This is a genomic window from Corynebacterium sp., assembly GCF_022712275.1.
GTDB lineage: Bacteria > Actinomycetota > Actinomycetes > Mycobacteriales > Mycobacteriaceae > Corynebacterium.
Genome location: NZ_JALAGU010000021.1, coordinates 1 through 8,964 on the forward strand (window position 1 = coordinate 1; position 8,964 = coordinate 8,964).

The 8,964-nt window shown below is 67.2% G+C and carries 9 protein-coding genes and 1 pseudogene; 3 read left to right on the plus strand and 7 right to left on the minus strand.

Annotated elements, in window-relative coordinates; genetic code table 11:
* Positions 1-508: 508 nt before the first annotated feature.
* Complete coding sequence (locus Q0A27_RS03880; RefSeq protein WP_291473758.1) at positions 509-3,163, minus strand: hypothetical protein; 2,655 nt, start codon at positions 3,161-3,163, stop codon at positions 509-511.
* A gap of 4 nt (positions 3,164-3,167) precedes the next feature.
* Complete coding sequence (locus Q0A27_RS03885) at positions 3,168-4,184, minus strand: hypothetical protein (RefSeq protein ID WP_291473759.1); 1,017 nt, start codon at positions 4,182-4,184, stop codon at positions 3,168-3,170.
* A gap of 112 nt (positions 4,185-4,296) precedes the next feature.
* Here Q0A27_RS03885 and dnaJ point away from each other — a divergent pair, with 112 nt between their 5' ends.
* Together dnaJ and Q0A27_RS03895 are read left to right on the plus strand one after the other, a co-directional pair.
* Positions 4,297-5,451, plus strand: a complete 1,155-nt coding sequence (dnaJ, locus tag Q0A27_RS03890) for a molecular chaperone DnaJ (RefSeq protein ID WP_291473760.1) — start codon at positions 4,297-4,299, stop codon at positions 5,449-5,451.
* Positions 5,452-5,470: 19 nt separating this feature from the next.
* Complete coding sequence (locus tag Q0A27_RS03895) at positions 5,471-5,863, plus strand: helix-turn-helix transcriptional regulator (RefSeq protein ID WP_291473761.1); 393 nt, start codon at positions 5,471-5,473, stop codon at positions 5,861-5,863.
* Here Q0A27_RS03895 and Q0A27_RS03900 read toward each other — a convergent pair.
* The 4 genes from Q0A27_RS03900 to Q0A27_RS03915 form a co-directional block, all read right to left on the minus strand.
* On the minus strand, positions 5,860-6,222 hold the full coding sequence (locus Q0A27_RS03900) for a DoxX family protein (protein WP_291473762.1): 363 nt from the start codon (positions 6,220-6,222) through the stop codon (positions 5,860-5,862). The two genes, Q0A27_RS03895 and Q0A27_RS03900, sit on opposite strands and share 4 nt — an antisense overlap.
* 20 nt (positions 6,223-6,242) lie before the next feature.
* Positions 6,243-6,617, minus strand: coding sequence for a DoxX family protein (locus tag Q0A27_RS03905; protein WP_291473763.1), 375 nt, complete (start codon positions 6,615-6,617; stop codon positions 6,243-6,245).
* A gap of 83 nt (positions 6,618-6,700) precedes the next feature.
* Complete coding sequence (locus Q0A27_RS03910) at positions 6,701-7,306, minus strand: TetR/AcrR family transcriptional regulator (RefSeq protein WP_291473764.1); 606 nt, start codon at positions 7,304-7,306, stop codon at positions 6,701-6,703.
* Positions 7,303-7,533, minus strand: coding sequence for a hypothetical protein (locus Q0A27_RS03915; protein ID WP_291473765.1), 231 nt, complete (start codon positions 7,531-7,533; stop codon positions 7,303-7,305). Before Q0A27_RS03915 ends, Q0A27_RS03910 begins: the two co-directional genes overlap by 4 nt.
* On the opposite strand from Q0A27_RS03915, the gene Q0A27_RS03920 reads away from it, so the two are divergent.
* Positions 7,526-8,230, plus strand: coding sequence for a hypothetical protein (locus tag Q0A27_RS03920; RefSeq protein ID WP_291473766.1), 705 nt, complete (start codon positions 7,526-7,528; stop codon positions 8,228-8,230). The genes Q0A27_RS03915 and Q0A27_RS03920 overlap by 8 nt on opposite strands.
* Positions 8,231-8,397: 167 nt before the next feature.
* Here the strand turns inward: Q0A27_RS03920 and Q0A27_RS03925 are convergent.
* Positions 8,398-8,646: pseudogene (locus Q0A27_RS03925) on the minus strand (lipase family protein); the annotation flags it as partial.
* Positions 8,647-8,964 lie beyond the last annotated feature (318 nt).

Sequence of the window (8,964 nt, forward strand, 5' to 3'; positions counted from 1 at the left end):
GTTGGGGCGGGGTTGAAGGTCGGTGACTGCACTGGCGCGTTGGGGTACGTGCCGTCGGTGGAGTTCGAAATGAATCTGCTCAACAAATCTGCTGCTGAGGAACCTGACGCAGCGTAGTTACCTGTCCACGATCTGCGGGCACGGCCAGATGTTCCTGGCCCGGCGTCGATGCAACGTCCTGTTCGTGATGCTGACCGGTGGTGAGTTCTTCCGTGAGGTCCCGCCGCAGTCGGTGGACAGGGCCGTTGCCCAGCTTGTTGAGCTGACCTCCACCGCCGAAGATAAGGCGTTCCACCGTAACGACGGGTGCAACGTCCGCGCCTGCATGTTTGCAGACAGCTCACCGTACCCGCCCGGATGTCCCCATGGGTGAGATCGAAGCAGACCACTGTCACCCCTGGGAAGTGTCACCGATGTCCTGATACTTCACATACGCAGAGTGGGTGCCGGGCGTACCTGAGCAGGTGAGGATTTGAGGACGGAGAGGGGAGGGGAGAGCGGGCACCGTTCACACACAGCGGTAGTACTCCGCCCGCCACACCTGAGGTTGCGCAGCCTCCGGGGTCAGTTTCTCCTTCCGCTCCGCGAGGATCCTCACCTGCGGGGGTTGCCCGGGATTCACACCCACGGCGGAGCTGTCAGAGGGCATCGCCTCTCCGAGATCCACGGACTCCGAGAAGTCACCCTCCGGCACCTTCAGCTCCGTCTCGGTCACCTCACCCCCGACCTGGCGTCCGGTGATGCGCAGGGTCAGCGTCCCACCGGTCGCGTTGTCGCCGTCGACGACCAGTGAGGTTCCTTCCTGACGCACGGACACCCCGGTCAGGGCGACGGACGCGTCGCCGTCGACGCTCTCCGGTCCAGCAGGAACGTCCGCAGACAGTCCGCGGACCACCACGGGGGAACCGGTCACCGTCACCACTCCGCTGTCGACCGGCACCTCCCGACCGATGACATCGGCGCACTCTGCCCCGTCCGGAACCGTGACCTGCAGGGATGCTGCCTCCGGGACCTCCCACGCCTCCGGGAACGGGAAGAAGCTGTCGGCGGTCCGGGTCGCGTTGGTCACGTACCCGTCCTGCCGGCTCCACAACACCCAGATCGTCTCCCCGTCCCGGGAGAAGCGCAGTCCCCGCAGGTCAGGATGCGGTGACTCGATCCATCCCAGGAAGGACACCCCGTCGAGGACCTCCGCGGCATGGGCGAAGGCCACCGCCGGGGGTTTCGGTGAGCGGTCCACGTGGAACAGTCCGTAGTGGAACTCCGGATCATCCGGACCGACACCGTACCTGTCGTGCCACACCCCGTCGGTGAGTTGGAACCAGTGCGTCCCGGTGACACCGAGTGCCTTGGAGAGCATCAGTGTGAGCAGGACCGAGTCCGCCGCGGTGCGTTCCGTGTCGTACCACCAGCCGTTGGGCTTCGTACAGGCGTAGGCCTCGGTGAGCCACAGCTGCGTCGGCCCGGGGTTCCCGTCGAGGTAGGCGCGGGTACGGCGCAGCTGCCCGAGGAAGTTCCACCGTCCACCGTCGTAGTCGGCGGTGTAGTTGCCGCGTCCGGCATGCTCGGCGATGCCGTCGAGCAGTTCCCAGCCGCCACGGTCGCGGACGGTGTCGAGGAAGGCGGGGTCCCAGCCGGCAAGGGCCATGGCGATGAGCGAAGCATCCGTCCCGTCCCGGTCCATCGCCGCGCGGAACGGTTTCAGCCAGGTGTCGGTGTATTCGGTGGCCAGGGCGGTGATATTGGCGGAATCGTTCCCGTTCCACTCATTGAGCAGTTCGATGTGGTCGACACCTGCCTCGCGTCCCCAGTCGAGGTTTTCGGCGGCCCAGTCGTCGAAACCTGTCGAGTCCGGGTCACTGAACGTGCCCGGACTGCCCGCGGGCTGGACCGCGGTGCGGATCCCCAGGTCGGTGGATTCCTCCGCCGTCAGCCAGGGATTACGCAGGTGACGGATGCCGAGCCGCGCCCAGAGTGCCCGCTCGTCCTCGACGGACTCGAGCCCCTCGCCGGACGAGGAGAACCCGCCCAGACCGATGATCGACCCGTCCGCCGGGCCGAACTCGTGCTCCGGCCACACGGCGACTGAGGTCCGGGCGAAGACCTCCCCGCACTGCACCTCGACGCAGGCCCAGTTCCGGGGGCCGGGCAGTTCGATGTCGACCTGTGCGTCGCCGTGCCGTGCCCCGTCCGGCACCGTGACGTCAACGGTCGACCGGTGGATCTCGTCACCGCCGAAATCCCACGCGGCGACCTCGACCTGCGCGTCACCGGGGAGTCCGACGGCCCCGACGGTGACCGGATGTGGCCCGGCCTCGCTGAGGACGCTGTAGGTTCCGGGAGCCTTCACGTCGACGAAAGGTTCGGTCAGGCCGGGATGCCCGAGGACGCCACCGGCGAGCATCGGGCGTCCTGCCTCGACCAGTTCCCGGGCCTCGGCGACGGTGAGGTCGGCGCGGAAGGTGACGGTGGCCCGCCAGATGCCGTCGTCACCGCGGAGCGCGGGGACCTTGAGCGCGGCGGTGCTCTGGTCGCCGGCACCGTCGGCGGTGAACACGCCGCAGATCCGGGAGTCATCCACCGCCCAGTCGCAGAAGTGGTGTTCGGTGACACGTTCCAGCCAGGGGACGCCGCCCCGGGGATCCCGGTTCCACCGGGACGCCGGGACATGGACCGTGGAGTCGGTGTCGACGAGGGTTCGCCAGATCCGTCCGCCGGAAAGGGTGTCCTCGTCGGCGTCCTCGGGCAGGGTGAATGCCCAGTCGCCGGTGACGGTACCGCCGACCGCCCGCCAGGTCACAGCGGCGGTGTAGCCGTCCTCAGGCACCTCGAAGTCCACGTGGACGGTGCCCGGGGACGGGGTGTCCACAGTGGCGCCGCGGGTGCCGAGGTTGCCGCTGAACCGGTACCCGTCGAAGTGCACCAGTTCGCGACCGTCGGCGGTGGCCACGGTGACGCGACCGGGGTGAGAGGCGTCACCGGTGATCAGCTGCAGGTCGCCGGGGTCGACGGCGGCAGGGGTGTCCGGCGCGTCGGAGTCGTCGGAGCTGTCGGAGAGGAAGTGGAGGGCGGCGAGTCCGCCGACGGCGGCGGTGCCGGTCAGGCCGGCACCGGCGAGGAAGACCCGGCGGTGGATGGAACGTGTGTGAGGGGAGGGGGGCATAGGGTCAGTCTTCGTCTCTTCCTTCGTTGATCCGGTCCATGAGGTAGGCGTCCGGATAGACCTGGATGACGCGTTGACCGTCATCGTTGTCGGTGATGTCCGTGAACGGCAGGACCTCGGCGCCCTCCCGCATCAGGTGCAGTTTGGGGCTGACCGGCCCCGGGTTTTCGGTGAACTGGGCGACCGCCACGGAGGTGACGGTGTTGATCCCGGCGAGCAGGTCCTGACCGGAGGTGACCGCCCGGACCAGGAGCAGGTGCCGGTGCGGTGCGGAGACCATGATCCCGGCCTCCGTGTCCAGGTCGGGAGCCCAGTCGGGCAGCAGTTCGTCGAGGAAGAGCACGGCGGACGCCAGGAAGAATGACCCGGACTCGATGACCCAGAAGTTCGCGCCGGGATCGTCGCCGTGGATCTCGTTGACGTCGATCTCGGCCTCGGTGAGTTCCTGCCAGAGATTCCGGTAGCCGGCGTGCCAGAGGTCCTCGAGGTCGGCCTCTGAGGTCAGTCCGCGGGCTTCGAGGGTCTTGTCCGGCAGCGTCATGACGGTGGTCGGTGTGTCGATGACCAGCGAGACGACGAGATCGTCGGTCCAGGGCCGGGTGGACAGGGAGAACTGCCGGGAGTCCCGCTCGGAGACCGGGGTGAGCATGTCCCCGGCGACGAGGCGGACCTTGAGCTGCCGGAGGAAGTCGGCCTCGGAGAGCTCGGCGGGGTCGATGCGGTGGGACATGGCGTCCAGCAGGTTGTGGACCTGGGCGGCGATCTCCTCGCGGGTGAGGTCCTCGCCGGCCTGGACCGCCTGCGCGGTCTGGAGGGAGAGGTTGTCGAGGCCGATGAGTTCGGTCTCCTCGCCGCGGGTGGCGGAGATGTACCCGTCAGGACGCCAGGTGGTGGTGAACCCGAGTCGGTGGAGTTCGCGGAGGGCCTCGTCGCGGAGCATGTCGGCGGTGATCCGGGACAAATGCGGGAACATCGTGTCCGGGGTGTCGTCGGGTGGTGTCCGTTGGCCTCTGAAGAACATGCGTATGACCCTACCGGCCGGGAATGTCACCCGCCCCCGGGGCGTTGGAGGAGATAGACCTTAGCGTGTTAGACTCAAGTTTCAATCACAGGCGGGAAGGGAGCGCATCACAGTGGCACAGAAGGAGTGGATCGACAAGGACTACTACGGTGTCCTCGGCGTCTCATCCTCGGCCAGCGCTGACGAGATCAAGAAGGCCTACCGGAAGATCGCGCGGGACAACCATCCCGACGCGCACCCCGGGGACGAGGTCGCGGAGGAGAAGTTCAAGTCCGCCTCCGAGGCCTACTCGGTCATCGGTGACAAGGACAAGCGCGCCGAGTACGACGAACTCAAGTCCATGGCCGCCAGCGGTATGGGTGGCATGGGCGGTATGGGCGGCGGCTTCTCCCGCGGCTTCGGTGGCGGCGGTTTCGGCGGTGGTGCCAGCGAGAGTTTCGATCTCGGTGACATCTTCGGTGGCATGTTCGGCGGTGGCGCCGGTGGTGGCAACCGTACCCGCGCCCCGCGACGCACCCGCGGTGCCGACGTCGAGACCGAGATCACCCTTGATTTCCGTGAGGCGACCAAGGGTGTCACCGTCCCGATCCGGCTGACCAGCCCGGCACCCTGCACCACCTGCCGCGGCTCCGGTGCGACCCCGGGCACCTCGGCGACCCGTTGCACGACCTGCCACGGTGAAGGCCTCGTCTCCGAGAACCGCGGAGCCTTCGGTTTCTCCCGGCCCTGCCCGGACTGCAACGGCACCGGCACCCGGATCGACGATCCCTGCACCGACTGTGGTGGATCCGGTCGCGTCACCCGGACGCGCACCATCACGGTCCGCGTCCCCGCCGGCGTCGTCGACGGCCAGAAAGTCCGTCTCGCCGGTCAGGGCGAGGCCGGGGAACGTGGACGCGCCGCCGGTGACCTTTTCGTCACCGTGCACGTCCGCGCCGACGACCTGTTCACCCGCTCCGGCGACGACCTCAAGATCACCGTCCCGGTGAGCTTCTCGGAGCTCGCGCTGGGCGACACGGTCACCGTGCCGACCCTCGACTCGAAGGTCCGGGTGCGCGTCCCGGCGGGCACCGCCGACGGCACGACCCTGCGGGTGCGCGGACGTGGCGTCGCCAAGCGCAACGGCAATTCCGGGGACCTGCTGGTCACGGTGCGGGTCAGCGTCCCGAAGCATCTCGACGAGGGAGCGGCCAGTGCACTGCGCCGCTACGCCGAGGAAGAGAAGAGGTCCGGTATCGACCCGCGGGCGAACTGGGCAGGAAACTGACGGAGTGAGGTGAGCGCACATGGCGGAGAAGCGGAAAGGTGATCCGGGTGACCGTGAGGTCTACGTGATCTCTGTCGCCGCAGAGATCACCGGCATGCACGCGCAGACGCTGCGGACCTACGACCGGATGGGCCTGGTCAGTCCCGAGCGGACCAGCGGTGGCGGACGCCGCTACTCCCGGGAGAACATCCGGCAGCTCATGGAGATCCAGCGTCTCAGTCACGACGAGGGGGTCAACCTCGCCGGCATCAAGGCGATCATCGACCTGCAGCAGCGGGTCGCGGAACTCGAACGCGAGAACGACGGCCTGCGGCAGCAGGTGGGACGCCGCGGCGGGGAGATCGTCCACGTCCCCCGCTCCACCGCGGTGGTGCTGTGGGAGCAGCGCCGCCGTCGAGGTGATGACGACTAGAGAGTCGCAAACCCGAGGACGGTGCTGGCCAGGGCGAGAATGCCGAGGATCAGTGCCTGGGAGTACTGCTCCTTCCGACGCAGGTGAGTCGCCACCGCGCCGACCATGACGCCCAGCAGGCAGAGGGCGGTGAGCGGGGTCAGCCAGGCGGCGATGCCGAAGGCCTTCGGGAGGATGAGGCCGAGCGCACCGAGGATCTCGGCGGTACCGAGAGCCTTCACCGCGCCCTGGCTGGTGTTCTCCACCCAGTTCATGCCGTTGGCCTGCAAACGGTCCTTGGGCTGGGAGACCTTCATGACGCCAGCGCCGAGGAACGCCACGGCGAGCAGGATATTGATGATCCAGAGAATGACTGTCATGGTCGGTGACTCTACAAGGCTCAGAGTGCGGCGAACCCCAGAACGGCACTGACCGCGGCGAGGACGCCGAGACCGAGGGGCGGGGACCCCTTCGCCCCGGGGAACTCACCGCGTCGGGCATGGGTTATGACGGCGCCGACCATGACGATGGTGAGGCAGACGGCGGCGACCGGGGTGAGGACGGGGGCGATGTCCAGGCCCATCGGGAGGATGAGGCCGAGTGCGCCGAGGAACTCCACGGCGCCGATGAGCTTGACGGTGTTCTCGGAGAAGTTGTCGGCCCATTCCAGGCCGGAATCCACGAGGTTCTCCTTGGCGCGACCGATCTTCATCAGTCCCGAGCCGACGAAAGAGACGGCGAGAACGATGTTGATGATCCAGAGAACGACGGTCATGGCGCCTCCGCCTGATGGGTGTGATGGGGTGTGGTGTTGTTCTGGATACTATCTGTTTTCACCGGCTGTGTGCAGGGGGAGATTCACTCCGGACGCATGCCACGCAGGTAGATGTCGGTCAACCAACCGCGTTGCCGCTGATTCATCGACTCCGGCAGGGTGGGTACCGGCCGGGAGATCATGGCGATCCCCATGAGGAAACTGGGGCCGGTGATGTTGTCGGTGATCAGGCCGTGGTTCCGTGACCGCTTCAGGACAGCCTCGATCTCCCGGTTCATCCGTTGCTGCCGGGGGAGGACGGCGGACCGGAGCTCCGGGCCCAGATCCCGGACCGTCTCCGACGTGATCCGCGCGAAGATGTCCCCGATTCCGAGACTCGAGACATCGTGGACGAAGCTCCGCCAGGTCACCTGTGCCTGCTGCCGCGTGTTCCAGCCGTCGGTGTATCTGAGGCACAGGGCCATCATCCGCGAGTACAGCAGGTCGACGACGCCGAGCGCAAGGTCCGGGCCGGTGGGGAAGTGGTGTCGGAGACGTCCAACGGACACTCCCGCATCGGCAGCGATCTGCTCGATGGTCAGGCTGTCGGAAAGGTCGGTCCCGTGGGCGGCGATATGGCGCCAGGCAGCGTCCACGAGGGATTCGCGTTCCTGGTGTGCGCCGCGTGCGGAGGAGGGGCGGTAGGTCACGGAAGGTACCTCTCGATGACGGGTGTGAGGTCGGCGATCGGGGAGAACTCCAGGATATAGCGCATGACACCGACGCCCATGAGGTGTGCGGCGAGCAGCTGGACCCGACGGTTGTCATCCGGGGAATTCCGCTCACCGGTCGCCGCGAGGCGGTCTGCGACGAGGCGCTGGAGTGCCTTCCGGCGGTCCTCGGACTCGAGGGCGGCGCGGAACTGTGCCTTGACCACGTCCGCGGTCGGTTCGGTCTCCCAGCTCCTCACGCAGATGGCGGACGGCATGGGTGCCCAGCCGGACGCGAATGTCGCCACCATCGACGTCGTCCCCGGTGGCAAGAACGCTTCGGCGATCAACTTGGCCGTCATTGCTGCCCTGATTCCGGGTCTTGCCGGCTCCATGGTCGGCTTCATGGCCGTCAAGACCATCCGGATGCGCTTCGCAACGATCATCACCGCGGGCGTGGTCGCCGGTCTGGCGTCCGCACTGGTCCTCGGCCCGCTGTTCAACGTCCTCGAGGGCAACTACTGGACCGAAGCTCTCGCCATTGCCCTGGGCACCATGGCCATCGGTGGGTTCATCTCCGGTCTCGGTGGTCTACTCGGCGGCAAGGGGCTGGCGATCGGTGCGCTGCTCATCATGCTGCGTGACCTCAGCTACTTCCCCTCGGCCTCCACCGCGCCACTGCGGTGGACCCTCATCGGCTGGATCGCCTTCGGCTTCATCTGCCTGGGAAAACATCGGTACCGCGTGGTTGAGTGCGGTCTTCGGCATCATTTCCGGAAAGGTGTCTGTGGCGAACTCCACCTCTCCGCCGAGGGCGCGGTAGTCCTGCGCGAGCTGCTGCGCCAGGTCGTACGGGATGGTGTCGTCATGGGCGGTGTTGAGGATAAGCAAGGGAGCGTCAAGCGCCCGCATACCAGGCTGTAGTGGGGTCCGGTGAGCACATCCCGGAGCCGGGCATCCTGCTCGGCGATCTCCGAGAAGGACCGGCCGTCTTTCGTCAGCGTCCGTGTGTCGGTGTTCTCCCAGCTCTCCACCGGGTCCCCGATGCATTCGTGGCCTTTGTCATTGAAGTACCGGTCCTGCAGCGAAGCGAGTTCCGGGGCGTAGGACGCCGCGTGTTCTGCGGCACCGGCCGCTGCACCGCCACCCCGGGAGTATTCGTAGAAGGCGATGGGCGAATCTGCCGGAGCATCAGCGAACGCGAGCCCGGCCCGGGCGGCGTCCAGGGCGGCGTGCCCCTCCTCGGTGTGGTTGACGTAGGTGTGCTGGCCGGGTGTGCCCAGACCGATGAGACCGGTGACGATGACGCGGACACCCATCGCGGATGCTGCGGCGTAGAAGGGGTCGGTGGCCGGCTGGGAAATCGTCGGATCGGCGTCCGCCATGGGCGGTGAGAGCTGTGAACGAGGCGAGGGACGCTGCGAAAGCAGCGCGGAGGAACGTCATGCGCGCAAATCTCATCAATCTTCTATGGAGAAAGGAGTTATTCGCGTCAGAAGGGTGGTTGTTCGAGTGCGGTGCGGGTGGTCGCTCTCCACTGTTCGCGGGCTTCGTTATGTTCGGCCCGGGCGGCGACTTTGCGGGCCAGGGACTGGTCGAAGGTCGTGATCGCCGTGGCCATCGGCCCGGTCGGCACGGTGGTGACGGTGTGCCCGTCA

Bases quoted from the DNA above. Each gene is read 5' to 3' on its own strand.
- Q0A27_RS03880 (WP_291473758.1), bottom strand. From the start codon at position 3,163: ATGCCCCCCTCCCCTCACACACGTTCCATCCACCGCCGGGTCTTCCTC.
- Q0A27_RS03885 (WP_291473759.1), bottom strand. From the start codon at position 4,184: ATGTTCTTCAGAGGCCAACGGACACCACCCGACGACACCCCGGACACG.
- Q0A27_RS03895 (WP_291473761.1), top strand. From the start codon at position 5,471: ATGGCGGAGAAGCGGAAAGGTGATCCGGGTGACCGTGAGGTCTACGTG.
- Q0A27_RS03900 (WP_291473762.1), bottom strand. From the start codon at position 6,222: ATGACAGTCATTCTCTGGATCATCAATATCCTGCTCGCCGTGGCGTTC.
- Q0A27_RS03905 (WP_291473763.1), bottom strand. From the start codon at position 6,617: ATGACCGTCGTTCTCTGGATCATCAACATCGTTCTCGCCGTCTCTTTC.